This window comes from Photobacterium aquimaris (genome assembly GCF_002954455.1).
GTDB lineage: Bacteria > Pseudomonadota > Gammaproteobacteria > Enterobacterales > Vibrionaceae > Photobacterium > Photobacterium aquimaris.
In genome coordinates this window covers 700620-721639 of sequence record NZ_MSCC01000002.1, presented here as the reverse complement: position 1 = coordinate 721639, position 21020 = coordinate 700620, and the positions used below count along the sequence as shown (strand labels likewise).

Here is a 21020-nt window from a genome sequence, read left to right as displayed (position 1 = left end):
AGCCCATTTGATGGTATCAATTTCGTTTTAGTGTTTGCGTCTAAACAGACTTAAGCCTAACAGCGATAACAAACCCACTATTCCTAATGTACCACCAGCGTTATTATTTGGCGGAGTAATATCATCATCAGCCTTAACACCATCACGATGTTTTACATTCACCTCTAGTTGCTGTGTCGCGTTATCAGCCACAGTTTTGCTCGTTGCTGAGCCTATTAATGACAAGGTGAAGGTATATTTACCCGCTTTTAAGCCATTAACATCAAACATAATCGTTTGTGCACCGCTTTGCTGTAACTCGACCTTAGGTAAAGTAATTTGCGCTATATTTTCAGGGGTTGGTGAAATTGCAATAGTCGCAATATCTCCTGCCTGTGCCGTTGCTGGCAATGTATATGGCACTGATAAGCGGCTACCATCAAGTAACATTTGCAGCGGTACTTCACCGACTTGATTATAACGGTATGCTAATGCCAAAATAGCAGGGTCATGATCCGATGAGCGGTAGGCATCAGCACTGTATAATAGATCAACATTGTCGCCTTTATGCTCTTGGTTATAATCAAATAACGTCGATTCAGCAGCGTTGATATGCCAATCCGTTGCATCTAAAACACGATCTTTGAGTGAAGGACTGACCAGAATATGATCAAGCGCGCCGATTTCATCATTGTATGAATAGCTATAACCCGCGTATGGTTTACCTTTACTCATCATTTCTACCGCATTGATATAACCATAACTGCGGCTGATCACTCCACCTTCAGCACCAAACTGAGGCTGTTCACCTATAAAGGTATCACGTGCTGCTTTAAGTGTTTTAGCGGTTGGATTATCTGTTAAAACCAGCAAAGCATCTTCATGAGCATAGGAGTTTAAATCACCAACAATAACGCGATCTCCGCCCCATTTTTCCATTTGCTTACCAATTTCATCAGCTGCCGCAACTCGGAAATTTTCACAAGAGCCTTGGAAATCAGGATCTTTAACTTTGCCTTTCGCTGGATCGAAGTTCTCCCATGTTTCCCAACCTTGCCAATCTTCCCAACATGTAGACCCTTTTGATTTAAGGTGATTAACGCCAATGGTTAAACGTTTACCGGTATTGTTAATAATAAACGCAGCAGCCAACATATCGCGTTGATAGTTTTTGCCGTTTTCACGCACTTTACCTTTGCTGTCAACTAAAGCATCACCATTTTTATCTACAACCACAGGCGCTTGTTGTGATGGCATTAATACTTGTTTTACTTTTTCTAACGATACTCGTGCAGGACGGTACAACATACCCGAGGTGATCGCATCACCACCAAACGTATCTAATTTATCAATGACGGTATCGCCGTTAGCATCAATACCAATAAAGGCATAGCGATTATCAATATGATCATCTTTAGCATGATCACCTGAATCTTCACGGTTATATTTTAAATTAACATAATTAACTAAACTTGAAATAGCACCAGCGCTACCATAGCCGTTATTTTCAATTTCCATTAGCCCAAGAATATCAGCATCTAAACCATGAATAGCCGCAACAATTTTCGCTTGTTGACGTTCAAATTCAGCTTGCGAATCAGCACCACGATTTGATTGCTGTGGGTTGGCATCACCACCGAACGGTGAATTAAAGTAATTCAATACATTTAACGTCGCTACACGTATATCAAAACTATGATGTTCAGTTTTATCATTCACTGTCGGTGTCGGCTGCCGAGGTTGATGCTTAATAATGTTTTCAGCTGTGATTGTATTTTGCGTAATTAAACGAAAATTATTATATGAGTAACTTAATACCCCTTCTAAACCCACAATAGCATCGTTAATGCGTAATGGATTATTCTGAGGATTAATGCCAAAATCAGGATAATAAGGGATCACGCCATCGGCAGCTTTGCTGTCTGTTTCAACATAAAGGCGGCGATTGTTATTGTCTTCAGCTTGCTGTTTCGCTTCCTTACTGCCAGCAACATAATGTTGGTTAGGTTGGAAATTTGGACGCTCAAACGCTAAGACTAAATTATTACGGTAACCGCTGTAATCAAAACTAAACGTACGAGAAATACGCATTGTTTGATCATCTTTCTGCTCAGGCACAATATCTGCAGGTAAACGAACTAACATACCTTCATGACGCTCTAGCGTAGCCTGAAAACTATTACCATCTTCTGGAATTTGAACAAGATCGATTGGCTCAGGTTTTGCTGCATTGGCATCAACAACTTCCCATAAACCATCTGTAGCCACCACTTTGGTCATGCCGTAATCTTCTTCGACAAAACCACGCACACAGATTTTTGGCCGATAATATTTGCATCTAACGGTTTATCCGTCTCAACAAAAATGCCATTTGATGTGGTAGTGATGCCATCATCGTCAAATAGATAAAAACCTTTCTCTAACCCTGTTGTAACCGCACTCACAACACCAGTAACAAGATATTCGGCATCACTGATATATTTACCATCAGCAATAAGGGGGGAACGGTATGAACTTCCCTGAATCTCACCGATACGTTTGTGACTTATTCCCTCTGCATCACGACATGGTGTAATAGATACTGATTTTGTGGCTGATATTGCTATCGCTTTATTATGTGTAGGATCTTCTATAGAGTCTGAAATAACAATATTATTAATATCTGCACAAGCTGCTGAACTAAAAGCGGCACTTACTGCTATAGCTAATAATGAGAAAGTGTTATTTTTCATTTTATTTAATCCGTTAAAATTAGAAATATCGATGCGCATTAATATAATTTTTTGATTGTTGGATTATTAACACTGCACATAGTGTTTGAACATTAATTTAATTAATAAAAAACCCAATAATAAAAGTATATTTTTGTGATGAAATAATCACTAATAACAATAAAAAAATACTCAAAAAGAATGGTCGTCGTTCGAGAATCAACAGCATTACGTTATCTTTATTTTATGAACGCAATACTGTTTTATTGTGAATGGCTTAATATTATTTTGTTGCTGCTGGTAACCGTGGCGGCATCGTTGCGCGTTCGATACTGCACTCATAGGAGCCCATTTCAAACTCACGACAAATCCACGGACGATTTTCATAAATAGTACATAATAAAGTATCGCGATCAACCGCCGCACACCAACCATCTTCAAGGCGCAACATAACTTCACCGCCCCACTCATCAATATCGATGTATTCTTCGGGAACACCCGTATCGGTAATAATCATTACTTCCAACCGACAACAACATGCTTGGCAAGTGCTACATGTCATGGTTGGATCTGGCTCTGTGCCTATATTGGTTACTTCAATCGTCATATCTATATACCGCTAGGTTTTCTTGTGCGCATAGTAACCCAAACCCATACTAAAAACACGGAACGGATACTATTCAATTATCGAATCCCATTGATATTCAGCGTCTAAAAAATAACAAATCCCAATATGTAGACGATAAATCACTTAATTACTGTTTTTGTCCAGATATTTACGTTCATCACTCAAAAAACCATGCTATTGTAACCAATTAGATAACAATAAATTAACCAAAAGGATGGTTATGCACGATATTACAACAATGACAATCACAGTATTTATGGGTTTCTTTGCCATGATGAACCCCATTGCTAATACCGCTGTTTTTGTCGGAATGACAGGAAGTCAAACGCCAGAGCAACGCCGAAAAACTGCATTTAAAGCCCTTACCGCTGCCTTTTTTATTATTGCTACCTTCTGTTTATTAGGTAAAGGGATCTTTGAGCTATTTAGTATTACCTTACCCGCACTGCGACTTTCAGGTGGTATTTTAGTCTTTCTGGTTGGCTATCACATGCTACAAGGTGATAGTTCAAAAATGCACTCAGAAGCAAAAGATGATCAGGTCAGTGAAGAAAAAGACATTTCAATTTCACCATTAGCGCTGCCTATTTTAGCTGGCCCTGGCACCATAGCGACAGCGATGAACTATTCGGCATCAGGTTCATTTCTACATACGATTATTACTATTATTGCTTTTGCAAGCCTATGTTTAATTACTTTAGTCTGTTTTCTTTATGGTCCTAAATTGGTTGATAAAGTCGGTGAAGCTGGCATTACCATCACCACTCGCTTAATGGGATTAATTTTAACGGTTATCGGTATGCAAATGTTAATTCAAGGCGTACATGACGCATTCCTGTTATTTGATACTGCTAATTTAGCCAAATAATTTGCTGTAATTCACCTCCTCGCTCCCTGATAACAGCCTTAACCTTTCTTTTTATAAGGCTGTTATCTTGCATTGGTTACATTTTCACCCTCGACATTTACAAACAAACCTCTGTATAATCCGCCCCCTTTACATCTATCTCTGTTTTCGTGCATCTTCTTTTGGCACATTGTCAAAAAATCACCGAATAAAACTGCTAGGACTACCTCTTGATATCTACCGCAAACATTACAATGCAATTTGGCGCTGAGCCGTTATTTGAAAACATTTCAGCTAAATTTGGTAACGGTAACCGTTATGGTCTTATCGGCGCGAATGGTTGCGGCAAATCGACCTTTATGAAAATCCTTAGCGGCGCACTAGCACCAAGCTCTGGTAACGTGTCTATTTCTCAAGGCCAGCGTTTAGGTACGCTAAGTCAAGACCAGTTTGCGTTTGAGCAATATACGGTTGTTGATGCTGTTATCATGGGTGATGCTGCATTATGGAAAGTAAAACAAGAACGTGACCGTATTTATGCTCTGCCAGAGATGACAGAAGAAGACGGCATGGCTGTGGCTGAATTAGAAAGTGAATTTGCAGAAATGGATGGCTACAGCGCAGAAAGCCGCGCAGGACAGCTACTTATCGATGCTGGTATTGATGAAGAACTGCATTACGGCTTAATGTCACAAGTTGCTCCTGGTTGGAAACTGCGGGTGTTATTAGCCCAGGCATTATTCTCTAACCCTGACATTTTGTTACTTGACGAACCAACCAACAACTTGGACATTCACACCATTAACTGGCTTGCTGGTGAGTTAAATCAGCGTAAATGTACCATGATCATTATTTCTCACGACCGTCACTTCCTAAACTCTGTGTGTACTCACATGGCAGATATCGACTACGGTGAGTTACGTATTTACCCTGGTAACTACGAGAAATTTATTGAAGCATCATCACTGATTCAAGAGCAGCTACTATCTGAAAATGCCAAGAAAAGCGCTGAAATCAATGAGTTACAAGATTTCGTAAACCGTTTTGGTGCCAATGCGTCAAAAGCAAAACAAGCAAGCTCTCGTGCTAAGAAAATGGATAAAATTAAGCTTGATGAAGTTAAATCATCAAGCCGTTTAAAGCCATCATTAAGCTTTAAGCCGGGTAAAGCACTTTACCGTCAAGCATTGATTTTAGAAGAATTAGGCCATGGTTTTGATGGCGAGACTTTATTTGAAGGCGGCGATCTTATCCTAGACGCGGGCTCTAAATTAGCCATCATCGGTGAAAACGGTGTCGGTAAAACCACCATGCTGCGCTGTTTGGTTAATGAACTAAAGCATAACCATGGCGTGATCAAGTGGTCTGAGAATGCGTCAATCGGTTACTGCCCTCAAGACAGCTCTGCTGATTTTGATAACGATTTAGGTATCTTTGATTGGATTTCACAATGGCGTACTAAAGACCATGATGATCTAACTGTACGTAGTATTCTTGGTCGTTTATTGTTCACCGCTGATGATATTAACAAGAAAGTTAAAAACTGTTCTGGTGGTGAGAAAAACCGTTTAATCTTTGGCAAGCTAATGATGCTAAACATTAACGTTTTGGTAATGGATGAACCAACCAACCACATGGATATGGAAGCGATTGAAGCACTAAACAACGCGCTAAAAGTATATGAAGGCACGTTGATTTTTGTTAGTCATGACCGTGAATTTGTATCATCACTAGCAACCCGTATTATTGATATTCGTGACAAGCAAGTGATTAACTTCCACGGTACATTTGACGAATACATGTCAAACCTTGCCCTTGAAGGTAAAGTCGCTTAATAATGCTTAGTGGCAAGTTATATTATAATGTATAACTTGCTACTTAAAGTGACAGCATTACCAGCAACTACTCGGCTGCAATTATCTGCGACATTACCCAACCTGTATGTGCCGCTGTTTTACCTGTCGATGGATGTGGCTGTCCTTCTAAAAGTTGCTTACGCATATTATCAATATGATACAGCTGAATGTTGGTCGGATTTTCAATAACAATCTGTTGCTGCTTCTCACCAATAATGACTTCTATCGGTGCTTCATCAAACACTGAAAATCGAATTTCGCCTAAACTTCCATAAATCACTACTTTATCTTGTCGTGAATGACCACCAAAATTCCAACTGCCACTGCCTGTTACGCCACTTTCATGTAACCAACACGCACTGACTGCATCTAACGCGGTATACAAATGTTGTTGATTGATTCCAATGCCTTTTACGCTGGCAAAATTACCTAACAAATAACCAAATAAATCTAAACCATGGCTGGCGAGATCATCAAAATAACCACCAGCAGCAATGGTTTTATCGGTACGCCAATTATATTGCTGTGACAGATCCATCGGATTTGCAGGCTTATTTAAATGCCAACTAATATGCCGTACAATTCCTATTTCACCATTATCAAGCAACTGCTTTATATGATTAAACCGTGGTAAAGAACGGCGATAATAAGCAACAAATAATGGTAATTGTGCAGCTTCAAATGCAGCAACGATGGCTTGGCAGTCAGCATAATTAGGAGCTAATGGCTTCTCGACACAACAGATCTTACCTGCTTGAGCTACTTTCAAAGCGAGTTCTTTATGGCTATCTGGTGGCGTTGCAATATAGACTGCATCAATGGTCGAATCATTAATGAGCACATCAGCATCAGCATATACCGCCTCAACATTGTGTCGCTGTGCATAATCATGTGCCAAAGCTTGATCACGACGCATAACTGCCGCTAAAGTGAAATTTTCAACTTTATGATAAGCTGGGCCACTTTTAACTTCAGTTACTGCACCACAACCAATCATACCCCAGCGGATCATTTTCGTGTTCATTACTTTTATTCCTTTCAACGTATTGTATTATTACTGTTTTACTTACTGTCGCAGCTATAGTTTAGGCTGTAAATTACGTATACTGCGAATAATATCCCCAATCAGATAATGACTATGACAACCATTACTTTAATCACCAATGTCGGCAATATAGAAATTAGCCTCAATAAACAAAAAGCACCGGTTACTGTGCGTAATTTTATTCAATATTGCCGTGATGGTTTTTATAACGATACCATTTTTCATCGTGTTATCGATGGCTTTATGATTCAGGGCGGTGGGCATAATGAAGATTTAACCGAGAAACTAACACGAGAGCCGATTGTCAATGAAGCTAATCGTGGTCTTAAAAATATTCTCGGTACGATTGCAATGGCGCGAACAGAAGCACCTCATTCAGCTACAGCACAGTTTTTTATTAATCTGGCGGATAATGATTTTCTTGATTACACAGCAACAACAAATAGTGGTTGGGGTTATACCGTGTTTGGTAATGTCACGGCAGGAATGGATGTTGTTAATCATATTGCGAAAGTTGAAACAACCACGACTCAAGGTTATGAGGATGTACCTTGTTGCCCAATAATCATTCAGCAAGTAATAATTAACGAATAATTATCCAATATCTATTTGAAGTGATGAATAATCACCGCTTCAAATAGATATAACAAAGTATTATTTAGTGAGATGAGTCTTTTGTTTTAATAATGATCTCTGCATGTTCTGCTGATATAGGCATGACTTTGAGTGCATGAACATTACTGCCACCGGTATTTCCCATTGGAACACCGTCAATAGCTGTTAATAATGCCGCACCGACAATACGTATAAGTTGCCCTATCACTTCTTTAATATCACGTTGTTTAATAGCCCAACATAACATCAAATAATGAACCTTAACATGCCAATAAGTTGATTCCTGCCCCAATACATGTGCATTTTCTAAATACCGAAATGCGGCGACTGAATCAGCTCTTTTTTGTGCTCGATATGAGCGAATCAATTCCCTTTTAACATAAGGCGCTATATTGTAACTAAAATTACTCATCATCCCTCCGAGTTATTATTCATCCTTAAATAATTAGCCCACTATCTTTTTATTACCGTAATTTTACAGCGGTACCAAACGCAAGTAATTCACAAGAACCATCCATAATAGCACTGGTTGTAAAACGCACACCAATAACTGCATCGGCACCTAATGCTGAAGCCTCGGCTTCTAAACGTGCCATTGCTTGAGCTCTCGCTTCATTAAACATTTCGGTATAGCCTTTTAATTCTCCACCAACAATTCCCTTTAAACTAGCCATAATGTCACGGCCAATATGCTTAGATTGCACAACATTACCGGTAACTATACCTAGTATAGCGACAATTTCACGTTCAGGGATCGTTTCTATTGTTGCTAAAATCATTATGCAAAATTTCCTCAAAATATCTGTAATATTCTTATCCACAATAAAGGAGCAACAACCTTAATACAATATAACTTTGCAGATTAAATAATCAAAAGAAATACTTTGTTACATGTAAACCATTGAGTTTACTTTTGGGGGTGGTATAATTTTCTGACAAATTCAATAGAGTGTAAAAAAATGAAAAAAGGCTTAATTGGACTAGCTCTACTTGCAGGTGGTCTTGTAACATCTCTTCCAGCAACTGCCGGTACGTTTACTTTAGGTCACACTTGGCTACTTGAAATTGGTAATGTAAAAGGAAATATCCCTTTTCCAATTTGCCGTAATGCGAAAGGTTTCAAAATCGAAGCACAACGAGATCTTAAACTTGATCGTGTAAAAGTGCGCTTCCGCAACGGTGAAGAAAAAACGTTTAACTATTATCGTGATGTGAAGAAAGATCAAGATACAGGCGTACGTCTATTTGGCTATGAGCGCTGTATTAAGCATATCGAAGTATCTGGAAATTCTGAGGGTACTCGTGCTGGCGTTAAAGTGATCGGTATTGATTAATACCCAGCAACGATAATAAAAAAGTAGTTTAAATAGCGTAATACTTTCTCATATTAAGTGAGCACAGTATTACGCTTTTTATTTTTCTATAATACTACTTTCGAACAACTACTTTTGATTTAATAATAATTTGTGCCATGATATTTGCAATAATTGCAGCAACAACCAGAAATAAAAAATAAAACGCGATAATATCTATTGCTGAAACAGTAAAGTTTAATGTTTTTGCCACACCAAGTACGATTGGAAATAACCACGAAACAAAAGAAATAGTTCCTACCGCCGTAACTATCATAATCTCATATACAGTTAATGTATTAAGTAGTGTCGAACCAATAGAATTCTTAATTTTAGGAATAATTAACTTATGCACAAAATAACCATTCACAGTTAATATTAACACAATAAATAACTTACCCCATATCTTTTGATTCATTAAATTTTCTGGTGTATATAAATAATAATGAATGATAAAAAGCAAGCCAGAAATCCATAGCATCCCAAGACCAGTGAATACAAATTTACTCACAAATTCAATAGTTTGATACTTTTCTTTTGTGATCTCTTTTTTGATATGTTTAAGAATAAACACATCAAGCATCCAAGCACATCCGAGCCCAATGGCTAACCCAGCTAAATGCATAAATTTAATAATACATTTAAGGTTTAATATTGAAAATAAATCATCCATGACACATCCATAAATTACATGTAAGAAAAGCAGTTATTTATTATTAATTGCTTTTGTTTAATATATTAATAACATAGCATCACATTCAAAATTTAAAAATAGCGTTATTATCTAACTAATAACTATTGGTTTTATTTTTATCAATACTAATATAGATATATATTTTTGTTATATAATTAGATAGTGAGTAATATACATTATAATAATATATTGCGTCATTTCCAATTTCAAAACTTATCTCTACTAATTTTTATTTCTGATTAAAAAATCATTAGTTGCATTAAAATAAATTGGCGATAATTTTAATTAAGGACATTAAGAAACAATATATGGATACTTAGCTCACATAAAAATAATTAATTACAGATATTCAAACAAGACAATAAATCAGTTTATTTTCACTAAATAGTCTCATTTCGGTGTCAATTACTCATTTCATACATTATATTTTCTTCTATTTATTAACCATAATTTTAATCACAGCAACTATAATAAAACTATTAAAATACAACAAGATAAAAAAACATTCGTTATAAATATGCAAAAATAATAACTATCAAATCATGTTAAGCTAAAATTAAACCCCGATTCATTAGATTAAGTTTTACAAAATTTAAAATAACGCTATAGTTTCTCTATCTTTTAAAAAGCGTAATATTAGTAATAAATATCTTCTTTTTATTGTAAAGATATAAACTAATAAAAATCCTTATTATAAAATAATAGATATCTCATGCGCTATCGTGAACTTTATCTCATTGAAAAGTAATTATATGTCAAATAATAAACAACAAATTGAGCTACAAAAAGAAATGGGCCCCAATTGGTTTGCCTCAGTAATGGGTACCGGTATTATCGCTAATGCTGCTGTCGGTCTACCTTTTATTGGTAAAAGCTTAGTCGGTTTTTCAACTATCGTTTGGTTGATTGCGTTTGCTATGCTCATTTTTATGACAATCTTTAAAAGTTATCAAACAATTACTAAGCCACATATTATTAAACGACAATTTAATGATCCGGTGATGTCGCAGTTCTTTGGTGCGCCACCCATGGCATTCCTAACCGTTGCTGGCGGTACGCTTTTACTCGGTCCACATCTTTTTGGTGAAAGTCTTGCACTTAATATTGCTTGGCCATTATTTTGGATCGGGACTATTAGCGGAATTATTACAGCTATTATTATTCCTTACCGTTTATTTACTCATAATGAAGTTCACGATGATGCGGCATTTGGTGGTTGGTTAATGCCAGTTGTACCTCCGATGGTATCTGCAACTATCGGTTCAATGTTCTTAGCTCATATGCCCCATTCTGCTGCTCAACAAACTCTGCTTTACGGCATGTATGCTTGTTTTGGTATCAGCTTAATGGCATCGATTATTATTATTACGCTAATCTGGAGCCGTCTAGCGCATGCTGGTACTTCAGGCAGTGCTCGTGTTCCAACATTATGGATTGTATTAGGCCCACTCGGTCAATCTATTACGGCTGCGGGGTGTTTAGGTACAGCAGCACTGATCACTGTCAATGAACCAATTGCAAGTGCAATGAATGTGATGGCGATTTTATATGGCGTGCCTATTTGGGGCTTTGCTATGTTGTGGTTCTGTGTCGCGGCATTATTAACCCTACGTGCTATGCGTCGTAAAATGCCATTCGCATTAACATGGTGGGCATTTACCTTCCCCGTTGGTACATGTGTAACCGGTACAACCCAACTTGCACACCATACAGGTTTACCTGCTTTTCAGTGGGCGGCAATTATTCTATTCGCATTCTTAATTCTCGCATGGGTTACAGCAGCATTAGGAACATTGAAAGGCTTTAAGCAAGGTAAGATTTTCCATAATCCTACCTCGGTTGTTCATATTAAAGCGAAAAAAGGTAATAACTAAATATAAAAAGCCCAGCAATCTTTACTTTATCAAAGTTACAGATTACTGGGCTGTTCGTTTTTGTATATCTTAAACTTTTAGTGTTTTGGGGGCGCGAAGACTGCCGATCACATTAACGAGTGCTCCAACAATAATCATTGCTCCACCAGCTAACGTCCACACTGAAGGCACTTCACTAAATACTAACCACCCTAATACAATCGAAAACACCACTTGAATATATGAATAAGCGGTTGCCTTACTCGCCACTTCTGTTTTCATTGCTTTGGTTAACCCCACTTGTCCAAACTGGGTAAAAATCCCCACAAATAGCAATAAACCAAGTGCTTCTTTAGATGGCATTACAAAATCATTGCCCAGCAAGATCACCGATAAAGGTAACGCAATAAGTGGGAAATAAAGAATAATTACCGAACTATCTTCAGTAGTACTTAAACGTTTAACAATAATGTAAGACACACCACTACCAAACGCACCTAATAGTGCAATACCAATGCTAAATAGCGGTAACTGTTGAACATGATCTAACGTTAATCCTGGACCAACCATCAGTCCTAAGCCAATAATTGAACAAAAGATACAAATAATAGTGGTGATATGGATTTTTTCTTTAAGGAAAAGTATCGCTAAAATCGCCGTAAATACTGGGTTTAGATATTGTAAAATAGTCGCTTCAGCGAGCGGTAACGTAGAGACTGCATAGTAAACGCAAATTAACGCCAACGATCCTGTCACACCACGAGTTAACAATAACTTACGATTGTTCCCCCACACACAAATACCTTTACGTTTTACATCTACATAGCTAATCAATAATGACACAATTGCGCGCGCTGCAACGATTTCAAACACTGGAATGCCATAGGTGTGCACCAGTTTTACACAACTCGACATCAATGCGAATGCCAGTGCTGACATCAGCATATATCTGACACCAATAGGAATTTGGTTCAAAGAAAGATTGGGCATAGTGAGCGGTTCATTAACATAAACAATCATTTTATGAAAAAAAACATCAATCTCGCAAGCGTTATCTTACTTTAGATTAGAATGCCATGATGGTTATTATTACAGCAATTATGGCTGAAAAATGAACTGAAAATTAACAATATGAGATTTCCATTACTGATATGGTCATTTATTCCAGCAAGCATAGAATAAATACTAATTTTATAAACTTGATTAACTATTATGAAAACACTCCCTATATTGGCTTGTGCTATCGCAGGCTTACTTGGTACTCAAGCTGCAAACGCATGTACAACACTTCTTGTTGGTAACCAAGCATCAACTAACGGCGCTTATTACATGGCGCGTAATGAAGATTACAAAGCCGTATGGGCGAAACATTTTGTACTCCACCCTCGCACCGTTAATCAAAAGGGTGAGTTTCATTCAAACACTGACGGCTTTACTTATCCATACCCTAAAGTGTCATTGTCTTACACATCAATGCAAGATTGGGATACCCATGATAAAACCATGGGCGAAGTAGGCTTAAACTCAGCGGGTGTTGGTATCACATCAACTGAAAGCCTAACTAACCGTAAAGCCGCGCTGGCAGCTGATCCTTACACTAAAAATGGTATTAATGAAGACTCAATTGAAAATGTGATTTTACCTCGTATTCACAGCGCTAAAGAAGGTGTTAAATTACTAGGTAAAATCATTGAAGAGCGTGGCGCTTCTCAAGGCTTTGGGGTTGGCTTTATTGATAAAACGGGTATTTGGTACTTAGAAACAGGTAGCGGTCATCAGTGGATGGCACGTAAAATTCCTAATGACGCTTATTTCATCTCTGGCAATCAGGCGCGTTTAAAAGAATATATACCACATAATGCTGATTATCTTGCTTCACCTAATTTGGTTTCGTTTGCAGAACAACATGGTCTATATACAGCAAAAGCAAATCAACCTTTTGATTTCCATGATGCTTATGGCACAACGGGTGGCAAAGAAAACATCACTTATAACTACCCTCGCGTATGGATTGCACAGCATATTCTTAATCCAGGCTTAAAAACGCAAGTTGATCGTGACCAACAAAATTATCCGGTATTTTTAACACCAACCCATAAAATCTCACTTCAAAAAGTTGAAGATATTATGCGTAACCATTATCAAGGCACAGCAATGGACCCATATGCCAACGCTGATCCTCTTGGTCATTACCGTCCTATTTCAGTGTTCCGTTGTGCTGAGTCACACATCATTGAAGTCCGTCCTAACTTACCAACTGCAATTGGTGAAACAGAATATATTAACCTTGGTATGACAGCACTTGGGGTTTATATACCGTTCTACCAAGGCACAACCAAGATCCCATATGGTTATGATATTGGTACCGATGTCGCAAGTAACAATTCAATTTTCTGGGATATGCGTAAGCTACAAACGTTAGGCATGGCGAATTGGAAACAAAATGCACCGATTATTCGTGCAGCCTATGATAAATACGAAGCTGACACTGCTATTGCTCAGAAAAAAATGGAACAAAAATACTTAGCTATTTATAAGCAACATCCACAGCAAGCCACTAATTTGATTAATGCGTTTGAAAAAACAGCTACAGATAATGCGCTTAAAGTCACTAACGAAATATTCACTACGTTGACTCAAAAAGCTGATATGGCATCGCATTTCGCAGGGGCGTAAACACCCAACTAACAGTAAATCTGATGTTATATGAAAAGCGCTAACCTAATCGTTAGCGCTTTTTTATAGCTTTCTGTTTTCAGAGGTGAATACCAGTAAACGCAAACTAAAGATATCTCTGGGAACTGTTTACGTTATAATCGCCATCCAGCTCAACAATAAATAGCGTGTTATGTACCAACTGACGTTTTCATTTGAAGAATTTCTTGCCGAGTTTTGGCAAAAGAAACCGACCATCATCAAAGGTGGTTTTAAAAATTTTGTCGATCCCATTACGCCTGATGAATTAGCAGGATTGGCAATGGAAGAAGAGGTTGATTCGCGCTATATCGCTAAATTAGCCGATGCTTGGGATGTTCGCCATGGCCCACTAACATTTGATGACACTCCTGAAGATAATTGGTCATTCATTGTTCAAGCCGCTAACCATTGGCATGAAGGTGCTGCACAATTAATTACTCCATTTCGTCAATTACCAGGGTGGTTACTTGATGACTTAATGATCAGCTACTCAACCCCTGGTGGCGGCGTTGGACCACATATTGATCAATACGATGTATTTATTACTCAAGGCTCTGGCAAACGCCATTGGCGCGTTGGTCCTAAAAAAGATGATTACGAAGAAGAATGTCGTCATCCTGCTTTACGTCAAATTAAAGGCTTTGAGCCGATTATTGACGACATTTTAGAACCAGGTGATATTTTATATATTCCACCTGGTTTCCCTCATGATGGTTACGCAATTGAAACTTCAATGAGCTTCTCTGTTGGTTTTCGATCACCTAAAAACAAGAGCTATTAAGCAGCTTTGCCGATTTCGTGATTGCAAATGATATTGGTGATGTTCACTACCATAATCCAAAGCTTCCCGCTCGTGCGAATAACGGCGCTATCTTGGCAGAAGAAGCCAAAGATCTTGAAAATATGATGCGTAGTTTGCTTGATCACCCCCAGCTATTAAAACAATGGTTGGGTGAACATTTAACGCAAAATCGCCATGAACTCGATATATTACCTTCAGAGCCACCATGGCAAAATAGTGAAACGTATCAATTTCTAGAAGATGGTGAAGCATTTAAACGTATTGGTGGTTTACGGGCGTTTTATCACCCTGATCAAGCACACCTTGTTTATATCAATGGCGAACAATATCAACTACCGCCAGAATGTGCTGATGCCGCTAAATTACTGTGTGACGAAGAGCAAATCACTTACGCTCAATTAGGTGAACAGCTTGATCATCCAGCCTTTCTAGCGATGCTTACACAACTGATCAACCTTGGTTATTGGTACCCTGTCGAGTAAATACCCTAAAATAAGAGAGGCTTTGCTCCTCTCTTATTTTTGTTTTGTGAGTGTTTGATGCTCAACACAAATCAAGGTTATATCATCAGCTGTTAATGGTAATTGGGTTAAACCACAAACATAGCCATCATTAACATGCTGATGATACTTACAACACTTACATACGCCAAAAGAACGGTAGCGGTGTTGTTTTTGGATTGATGCTAACAATAACGTTAATTGCTGTTGTAGTAATGCAGCGTCAAACGCTGTACTTCCCCCCTCACTATCAGAACAAGCATCCAACAATATTGTCGATGGAAAATAAGCACCTAATAAGTCTCGTCCTTTTTCAGTCATTATTAAATGCGTAATACGCTTATCATTACTATCCGCAAGCTTCTCTACATACCCTTTTGTTTCTAACACCTTAATAGTTTGCGACACCGTTCCTTTTGTTAAACCTAAAAACTCTGTCACCGCTTTAGGTGTATTTGAAAAACGATTACAAATAGATAAATAATACAAAGCATCAAATTGAACAGGTTGTAATCCATGCCCAATAAGTTCTGTACGCATTTCTGCTCTGATTAAGTTACTAATGCGATCAAGTAACTGTTGAATAATATTTATGTTCATTCGTTAATAGTATCGACTCAATACAAAATTGACAACTGCCTTTTTATGCTCTTATATAAATATAGTATCGAGTCAACACCAAATTATATACTATACTCAGTTCACTCAACGGAGGATGTTATGAACATTTCAACCATGCGAAAAACGATATTAGCGACTATGGTTACAGCAATTGTCACATTCACAGGTTCCGTATCTGCCCACACATCACACAGCGGTGGGATCCAAGCAAAAACGAATAATACCAAACTAGCCCCGTTTGATATTATTCATACTAAAATCACTACCAAAGGAAACGTGGCCACTTTTCATATTGCGGTTTCAGGTAAAGCAGGAGAGATTACACCAACCCCTATTGGAAAATTAGCGGGCAGTGATGTTTTTTCTTATGTGTGGCCATTAACATTAAATAGCCATGAAGTAGGTTTTGAAAAAGATGCCGGTATTTTAGCATTAGCGGTCACCTCTCATCCCGATTTTGATGACACCCCACAGTATGATGAAAATGGTGATGGCGATAAAACCAATGATGGTAATGTATGGCATAGCCACTGGGTTGTCTTAGCACCCAATAAAAAGTGTGGTCCAGATGCCCTTGGCGTGGTTGATATTCCAAAAGGTGAAAAACCTAGGTTGCCAAAAACATGGCCGGGATTACCGCTATTAATTGATAGCCCTAACTACCAACCTCAATTTCGTGGTCATGATTTAAACGTAAAAGTAAGGTTTGATAATATTGAGGCACTTAAAATGGCCAATTTTGATGGTGTTACTGCTGGGTTAAGAATCAATGCAAGTGCACATTCACCTTTATTATGTGTCAAAAATGTATTTGATATTGCATCTGGTGATTTAAGCCTATCAGGTAAAACTAACCACTAATGTTTATCAACCTCAAATATACTCAATCAAGAAATTAACCTCATGCAGTCTTAGCATAAGGTTAATTTCATTTAGATCTGATTATTGGCTTATTAAACAAGTGATTATGACTTATATTGAACTAATGTTAGTGATAATCGTTTCACCCACCAATTAATTGCATCTTTTATATCATCTGATGAATCAATCATAGTGCTGAGATCTTTATTACCATCTCTGCGATCAATAGCCGAAATTATTGGCTCTCCTGTTGTTGCATCACTGACTAAGATTTCCATCGAAGCCGAACCAACATTGGTAATCGCAATAGTGACCCGTAATATTTTTAACTGCGGCTGTAACTACCTTTAACGTAGTATTTAATGATTTAAATTGATTAATAAAATACTCTTTTATCTCGATAATTTCATAATCAGACAAATGGTCGCTCTTTTGCTTATCAAACACAATATGGACGTGGTCATAAATAATATTATCGTATTGAGCTATTTTCCGTTGTAATGAACGCTAATTAAATATACCGCGTTTCGCCCACACTAAATCAACGCCACCTTCAGGACCGGGATGAAAATCTTCAAAGGTTTCAAATGTTTTTGGCTTTAGTATTTGGTGATTACTGGCACAACCCGTTGCCGTTATAATCATAAACAGTACGGCACACCATAATTAAGTATTAAACATGATGCAAAGAAAACATGTACACAAAATAAAGACAAAAAAAGAGCTAGCACAATAGCTAACTCTCTTTAGAAGAAAGACAACTATAGATGCAATTACAAACGAGCTAATTCCGCTTTACGGGTTTTATTTACTACACAGAAGTTACCACGACGAGTACGGCACTTTGAGCATCTTTCACACTCAACATCTGTTTTATAACCATCAAGCCAACGTTTAATTAACTTTGGCTCAGATAGTAATGGTCGTGATAATGCAAAAAATTCAATTCCAGTATTATTTGCCATGGCTTCAATAGCATCAAACTCACTCAAGCCACCCACAGTAATAACAGGGACATTAACGTCTTGGCTGATCACATCACCATATTGATGGAAGTAACCTTCAGGCTCAATGGTATAGCCATCATAAGATTCGCCAACCATAGTGTCAGCTTTACCATGGACGTTACCCGAAATGATGATCGCATCAACACCAACAGCTTCTAGTTTTTTACAAATCAGGCGCGTTTCAGCAAATGTTAATCCACCTTCAAAAAACTCCGAGGCCGTTAGTTTCACCAAAATTGGAAAATCATCACCCACTAAGGTTCTAATTTTCGCATAAATTTCTAGTAAGAAACGCATACGATTATCAAGGCTACCACCGTATTGATCATCACGTTGATTATAATATGGGCTTAAAAACTGGTTAATTAAATAGGTATGCGCCGCATGAATTTCAACGCCATCAAAACCAGAATCTTGAGCGCGTTTAGTCGCTAATGCAAAAGCTTCAACAATATAATCAATATCAGTTTGAGTCATTGCCTGACCCAATGTCTGAGTGCCTTTTTCAGCGACAGCACTTGGTGCAAAGATCACTCGTTCACCAACGTTATAGGTTGTTTTAGTACCACCATAAGCAAGTTGCATCACGATTTTGGCATCGTATTGGTGAACAAGATCTGTGAGTTTTTGATATTCTTCGATAAAAGAATCGTTATACATACCCATCATGCCAGCATTGGGTTTTTCTTCTTCGACAATATTTGCATAACCCGTTACGATCAGCCCAACTTCCCCTTGCGCAAGCTCTTCATAAATGGCATAAAGTTTATCGGTCATATGGCCATCTTCTGTTGCCATATTTTCCCAGGTTGCACTACGAACAAAGCGGTTTTTTAATGCTATGTTACCAATACGGGTTTCTGTAAACAAAGTACTCAAATCAAATCCTCTTAAATATCGTTAGGTCTTATTTTACCAGCACAAAATAAAACCAAAAGAACAGCACCTTAATACTGTTCTTTTATATGCATTTTTACTATAAGTGCTAAGCTGGAATGAATAATAACGCTAATATACCTAGAAATCTTTAATCTGGATTAAGATAATGTCAGTTATATTCTTAGAAGTAATTTTGATAATATTTGTACCGTCGCTGTAATTACAAAACAGTAACACCTTCAGTTTCAAGCACACTATTTGCGCCTGCACGATCAATAATTTTAACTAATACAGATTGAATAGTTTCGTCTTCACGCACGTCATTATCACTGGCAAATTTTTGCTGTTGAGGCTCAGCGCCTTCTGCAAGCGTAAATGTAACTACGACTTCTGTCGCCACATCAGCAGTTTTACCAAAATAGGCCAGAGAAAGTTGAGGATATCCTTTAAATCCCTTTTTAACTTGTTTTGCAATCCGTTTTTTTGCTTTATCTACATTCATGGTTAATCCTTACTCATTTTCTCATAAAATCAAAACGGTACAGATTCATAATACGTTGATTTCAGCAGTGATAATACTTAAATTACGCCCTAATCAATCACAAACCAAGGTGGTGGTGCGCGTTTAGTCCATTTAGCAAACGTTGATTTATCACCTCGATAAAAATCACGGTAAGCCGTAATCGCATCACCTTCTACCTTGTAAGTATCAGGCATAGCTTGAGCAAAGGCCGTCAACCCTATTGCATCATATGAACATGCAGCAATAGTATTCAGCACAGCAATCGATTTATGATCGTTGTCTTTGTCGTAACGAAATTTATACTCTTTATTTAATGCTATCGCTAACGCCTTTAACCACAAAAAATTATCGTATGATTGCTCAACCCACAATACACAAGGATGATTAATGTGGGTTGATTTATAAGGTGTCGTAAATCCCTTTTTATTGAGAGCGGTACATAAAAGCTGCACACTTTCTAAAATCATTTTAACTACGTGCTGATCGCAGTGGTATTGCGCGCACTTTTCAATATCATCATCTAAAATAAAAATATTCATCGAATCGTCCTTTATTTGATGTACTAATAGTTTAGAAGAAAATTGTCGTTGTTATAAATATATTTCAATATATGATCGTTGATAATAGGCTAATAATTGTTGTATTCCCGCAACACTAATATCAAGAGTTGCAGTATTAGTAAACGGATGGCATTGTAATGATGAATAGTACCAAGATACTTATCGAGCCGCCGTGGAGATGCAAAACTTAAACTTGTAACGCCCAGATGTAGGCTAAGTGATTTTAAATTAAAACTTTTATCAGCTATAACAACCACTAAAAAGTGTCGACTACCTTTTCTATCCTTAATGAATAGATTTTTTTCGCCACACCATCAATATTCAAATCTAAAAGATGCACTTGTTCACAGTTAAATACTGCAGGGTGTTCATGTTTTTTATAATCAATCGATAATTCATCAAGTACATTATATATATTCATCATTCAGCCTTTATTAATTTTTTAAATACCCCTAATAAATAAGCTATATTTATTTCCTGATTTAAATTTAATTTGAATTGATAACAATATTGAGTATTTATTTAAAAAATCAGAAGGGTGATCATAGTAAAGCTAGGACTGAACGCATAGAGCCTAGAATATACTAGGCTCTATGTGATGTGAGTAGTCAGTATTATATGAGAAAACCTAACTACCACATCAACTAAGCAACTGCCGAACTTTGCTTAGTAATAAAACTAAAGCGCGTTTTACTTATAGAAAGCTTCAACAGTGCCTTTTAAAGTAATCAGTAACGGGTTGCCGCGACGATCTAATGCTTTAGACGGCACTTTGATCCAACCTTCACTGATGCAGTATTCTTCAACATCAAAACGCTCTTTGCCGTTAAATAGAATGCCGATCTCATATTCAAAAGCAGCTTCTAGGTAATGTGGGCTACGAGGATTACCAGAAAGGTGATCAGGTAAAGTCGGGCGTGATGTAGTATCGTTCATGTTGATGCCTGTCGAAAATCAAAAGTGCGCTATTGTAGACAATCTAAGACTGAC

Annotated in this window: 22 protein-coding genes and 2 pseudogenes; 8 read left to right on the top strand and 16 right to left on the bottom strand. The window is 37.5% G+C overall.

What is annotated here, in order from left to right; genetic code table 11:
* Window positions 1–27: 27 nt before the first annotated feature.
* The 3 genes from BTN98_RS13930 to BTN98_RS13920 all read right to left on the bottom strand — a co-directional run bounded on the left by BTN98_RS13930 (window position 28) and on the right by BTN98_RS13920 (window position 3297).
* Window positions 28–2289 carry an ExeM/NucH family extracellular endonuclease gene (locus tag BTN98_RS13930; RefSeq protein ID WP_146107024.1) on the bottom strand — a complete coding sequence of 754 codons (2262 nt, stop codon included), beginning with the start codon at window positions 2287–2289 and terminating at the stop codon, window positions 28–30.
* The gene (locus tag BTN98_RS13925; protein WP_061000358.1) at window positions 2256–2711 is read right to left on the bottom strand and encodes a hypothetical protein; all 456 of its coding nucleotides are present in this window, start codon (window positions 2709–2711) and stop codon (window positions 2256–2258) included. Before BTN98_RS13925 ends, BTN98_RS13930 begins: the two co-directional genes overlap by 34 nt.
* Before the next feature lie 262 nt (window positions 2712–2973).
* Entirely contained in the window at window positions 2974–3297 is a 324-nt protein-coding gene (locus BTN98_RS13920) for a YkgJ family cysteine cluster protein (protein ID WP_061000359.1), read from the bottom strand.
* 241 nt (window positions 3298–3538) lie between these two features.
* On the opposite strand from BTN98_RS13920, the gene BTN98_RS13915 reads away from it, so the two are divergent.
* Together BTN98_RS13915 and BTN98_RS13910 are read left to right on the top strand one after the other, a co-directional pair.
* Window positions 3539–4186 carry a MarC family protein gene (locus BTN98_RS13915; protein ID WP_061000361.1) on the top strand — a complete coding sequence of 216 codons (648 nt, stop codon included), beginning with the start codon at window positions 3539–3541 and terminating at the stop codon, window positions 4184–4186.
* Window positions 4187–4395: 209 nt separating this feature from the next.
* Window positions 4396–6000 (top strand): ABC-F family ATPase, encoded by a 1605-nt coding sequence (locus tag BTN98_RS13910; protein WP_082732212.1) that lies wholly within the window; start codon window positions 4396–4398, stop codon window positions 5998–6000.
* Window positions 6001–6067: 67 nt separating this feature from the next.
* Here the strand turns inward: BTN98_RS13910 and BTN98_RS13905 are convergent, their stop codons facing one another.
* The gene (locus BTN98_RS13905) at window positions 6068–7045 is read right to left on the bottom strand and encodes a Gfo/Idh/MocA family protein (RefSeq protein ID WP_061000364.1); all 978 of its coding nucleotides are present in this window, start codon (window positions 7043–7045) and stop codon (window positions 6068–6070) included.
* 114 nt (window positions 7046–7159) lie between these two features.
* On the opposite strand from BTN98_RS13905, the gene BTN98_RS13900 reads away from it, so the two are divergent.
* The gene (locus tag BTN98_RS13900; RefSeq protein ID WP_061000366.1) at window positions 7160–7660 is read left to right on the top strand and encodes a peptidylprolyl isomerase; all 501 of its coding nucleotides are present in this window, start codon (window positions 7160–7162) and stop codon (window positions 7658–7660) included.
* A 64-nt stretch (window positions 7661–7724) separates the two neighbouring features.
* Here BTN98_RS13900 and BTN98_RS13895 read toward each other — a convergent pair whose 3' ends face one another.
* Window positions 7725–8093 carry a DUF3703 domain-containing protein gene (locus tag BTN98_RS13895; RefSeq protein WP_231730733.1) on the bottom strand — a complete coding sequence of 123 codons (369 nt, stop codon included), beginning with the start codon at window positions 8091–8093 and terminating at the stop codon, window positions 7725–7727.
* A 52-nt stretch (window positions 8094–8145) separates the two neighbouring features.
* Entirely contained in the window at window positions 8146–8460 is a 315-nt protein-coding gene (locus tag BTN98_RS13890; RefSeq protein WP_061000368.1) for a YbjQ family protein, read from the bottom strand.
* 180 nt (window positions 8461–8640) lie between these two features.
* Here BTN98_RS13890 and BTN98_RS13885 point away from each other — a divergent pair, with 180 nt between their 5' ends.
* A complete protein-coding gene (locus BTN98_RS13885; protein WP_061000370.1) occupies window positions 8641–9015 on the top strand; it encodes a DUF2541 family protein in 375 nt (124 codons plus the stop codon).
* 94 nt (window positions 9016–9109) lie between these two features.
* On the opposite strand, the gene BTN98_RS13880 is transcribed toward BTN98_RS13885, so the two are convergent.
* Window positions 9110–9706: a hypothetical protein gene (locus BTN98_RS13880; RefSeq protein ID WP_061000371.1), complete on the bottom strand. Its 597-nt coding sequence runs from the start codon at window positions 9704–9706 to the stop codon at window positions 9110–9112.
* A 773-nt stretch (window positions 9707–10479) separates the two neighbouring features.
* Here BTN98_RS13880 and BTN98_RS13875 point away from each other — a divergent pair.
* Entirely contained in the window at window positions 10480–11601 is a 1122-nt protein-coding gene (locus BTN98_RS13875; RefSeq protein WP_061000373.1) for a TDT family transporter, read from the top strand.
* A gap of 69 nt (window positions 11602–11670) precedes the next feature.
* Here BTN98_RS13875 and BTN98_RS13870 read toward each other — a convergent pair whose 3' ends face one another.
* Entirely contained in the window at window positions 11671–12570 is a 900-nt protein-coding gene (locus tag BTN98_RS13870; protein WP_082732217.1) for a DMT family transporter, read from the bottom strand.
* A 222-nt stretch (window positions 12571–12792) separates the two neighbouring features.
* Here BTN98_RS13870 and BTN98_RS13865 point away from each other — a divergent pair, with 222 nt between their 5' ends.
* Together BTN98_RS13865 and BTN98_RS13860 are read left to right on the top strand one after the other, a co-directional pair.
* Window positions 12793–14256, top strand: a complete 1464-nt coding sequence (locus BTN98_RS13865) for a C69 family dipeptidase (protein WP_061000374.1) — start codon at window positions 12793–12795, stop codon at window positions 14254–14256.
* A gap of 172 nt (window positions 14257–14428) precedes the next feature.
* Window positions 14429–15561: pseudogene (locus BTN98_RS13860) on the top strand (ribosomal protein uL16 3-hydroxylase).
* A gap of 33 nt (window positions 15562–15594) precedes the next feature.
* Here BTN98_RS13860 and BTN98_RS13855 read toward each other — a convergent pair.
* Window positions 15595–16179 (bottom strand): MarR family winged helix-turn-helix transcriptional regulator, encoded by a 585-nt coding sequence (locus tag BTN98_RS13855; protein WP_061000376.1) that lies wholly within the window; start codon window positions 16177–16179, stop codon window positions 15595–15597.
* A 120-nt stretch (window positions 16180–16299) separates the two neighbouring features.
* On the opposite strand from BTN98_RS13855, the gene BTN98_RS13850 reads away from it, so the two are divergent.
* A complete protein-coding gene (locus BTN98_RS13850; protein WP_061000378.1) occupies window positions 16300–17061 on the top strand; it encodes a hypothetical protein in 762 nt (253 codons plus the stop codon).
* Window positions 17062–17165: 104 nt separating this feature from the next.
* Here BTN98_RS13850 and BTN98_RS20680 read toward each other — a convergent pair.
* From BTN98_RS20680 to BTN98_RS13820, 7 genes and pseudogenes are all read right to left on the bottom strand, one after another.
* A pseudogene (locus tag BTN98_RS20680) lies at window positions 17166–17366 on the bottom strand (DUF3313 family protein); the annotation flags it as partial.
* A gap of 202 nt (window positions 17367–17568) precedes the next feature.
* Window positions 17569–17706, bottom strand: a complete 138-nt coding sequence (locus BTN98_RS20675; protein WP_231730734.1) for a hypothetical protein — start codon at window positions 17704–17706, stop codon at window positions 17569–17571.
* 128 nt (window positions 17707–17834) lie between these two features.
* On the bottom strand, window positions 17835–18947 hold the full coding sequence (locus tag BTN98_RS13840; protein ID WP_061000380.1) for an NADH:flavin oxidoreductase: 1113 nt from the start codon (window positions 18945–18947) through the stop codon (window positions 17835–17837).
* Window positions 18948–19167: 220 nt separating this feature from the next.
* Complete coding sequence (locus tag BTN98_RS13835) at window positions 19168–19449, bottom strand: hypothetical protein (RefSeq protein WP_061000381.1); 282 nt, start codon at window positions 19447–19449, stop codon at window positions 19168–19170.
* An 89-nt stretch (window positions 19450–19538) separates the two neighbouring features.
* Window positions 19539–20009 (bottom strand): pyrimidine dimer DNA glycosylase/endonuclease V, encoded by a 471-nt coding sequence (locus BTN98_RS13830; RefSeq protein WP_061000382.1) that lies wholly within the window; start codon window positions 20007–20009, stop codon window positions 19539–19541.
* A gap of 89 nt (window positions 20010–20098) precedes the next feature.
* Window positions 20099–20320 (bottom strand): YbaK/EbsC family protein, encoded by a 222-nt coding sequence (locus BTN98_RS20855; RefSeq protein ID WP_082732214.1) that lies wholly within the window; start codon window positions 20318–20320, stop codon window positions 20099–20101.
* Between the two features lie 400 nt (window positions 20321–20720).
* Window positions 20721–20966, bottom strand: coding sequence for a DUF3297 family protein (locus tag BTN98_RS13820; RefSeq protein ID WP_061000383.1), 246 nt, complete (start codon window positions 20964–20966; stop codon window positions 20721–20723).
* Between the last annotated feature and the right edge of the window lie 54 nt (window positions 20967–21020).

Bases quoted from the DNA above. Each gene is read 5' to 3' on its own strand.
- BTN98_RS13885 (WP_061000370.1), top strand. From the start codon at position 8,641: ATGAAAAAAGGCTTAATTGGACTAGCTCTACTTGCAGGTGGTCTTGTA.
- BTN98_RS13820 (WP_061000383.1), bottom strand. From the start codon at position 20,966: ATGAACGATACTACATCACGCCCGACTTTACCTGATCACCTTTCTGGT.
- BTN98_RS13865 (WP_061000374.1), top strand. From the start codon at position 12,793: ATGAAAACACTCCCTATATTGGCTTGTGCTATCGCAGGCTTACTTGGT.
- BTN98_RS13925 (WP_061000358.1), bottom strand. From the start codon at position 2,711: ATGAAAAATAACACTTTCTCATTATTAGCTATAGCAGTAAGTGCCGCT.
- BTN98_RS13880 (WP_061000371.1), bottom strand. From the start codon at position 9,706: ATGGATGATTTATTTTCAATATTAAACCTTAAATGTATTATTAAATTT.
- BTN98_RS13855 (WP_061000376.1), bottom strand. From the start codon at position 16,179: ATGAACATAAATATTATTCAACAGTTACTTGATCGCATTAGTAACTTA.
- BTN98_RS13875 (WP_061000373.1), top strand. From the start codon at position 10,480: ATGTCAAATAATAAACAACAAATTGAGCTACAAAAAGAAATGGGCCCC.
- BTN98_RS13870 (WP_082732217.1), bottom strand. From the start codon at position 12,570: ATGCCCAATCTTTCTTTGAACCAAATTCCTATTGGTGTCAGATATATG.
- BTN98_RS13895 (WP_231730733.1), bottom strand. From the start codon at position 8,093: ATGAGTAATTTTAGTTACAATATAGCGCCTTATGTTAAAAGGGAATTG.
- BTN98_RS13890 (WP_061000368.1), bottom strand. From the start codon at position 8,460: ATGATTTTAGCAACAATAGAAACGATCCCTGAACGTGAAATTGTCGCT.
- BTN98_RS13915 (WP_061000361.1), top strand. From the start codon at position 3,539: ATGCACGATATTACAACAATGACAATCACAGTATTTATGGGTTTCTTT.
- BTN98_RS13830 (WP_061000382.1), bottom strand. From the start codon at position 20,009: ATGAATATTTTTATTTTAGATGATGATATTGAAAAGTGCGCGCAATAC.
- BTN98_RS20675 (WP_231730734.1), bottom strand. From the start codon at position 17,706: ATGATTATAACGGCAACGGGTTGTGCCAGTAATCACCAAATACTAAAG.
- BTN98_RS13835 (WP_061000381.1), bottom strand. From the start codon at position 19,449: ATGAATGTAGATAAAGCAAAAAAACGGATTGCAAAACAAGTTAAAAAG.
- BTN98_RS13850 (WP_061000378.1), top strand. From the start codon at position 16,300: ATGAACATTTCAACCATGCGAAAAACGATATTAGCGACTATGGTTACA.
- BTN98_RS13900 (WP_061000366.1), top strand. From the start codon at position 7,160: ATGACAACCATTACTTTAATCACCAATGTCGGCAATATAGAAATTAGC.
- BTN98_RS13905 (WP_061000364.1), bottom strand. From the start codon at position 7,045: ATGAACACGAAAATGATCCGCTGGGGTATGATTGGTTGTGGTGCAGTA.
- BTN98_RS13920 (WP_061000359.1), bottom strand. From the start codon at position 3,297: ATGACGATTGAAGTAACCAATATAGGCACAGAGCCAGATCCAACCATG.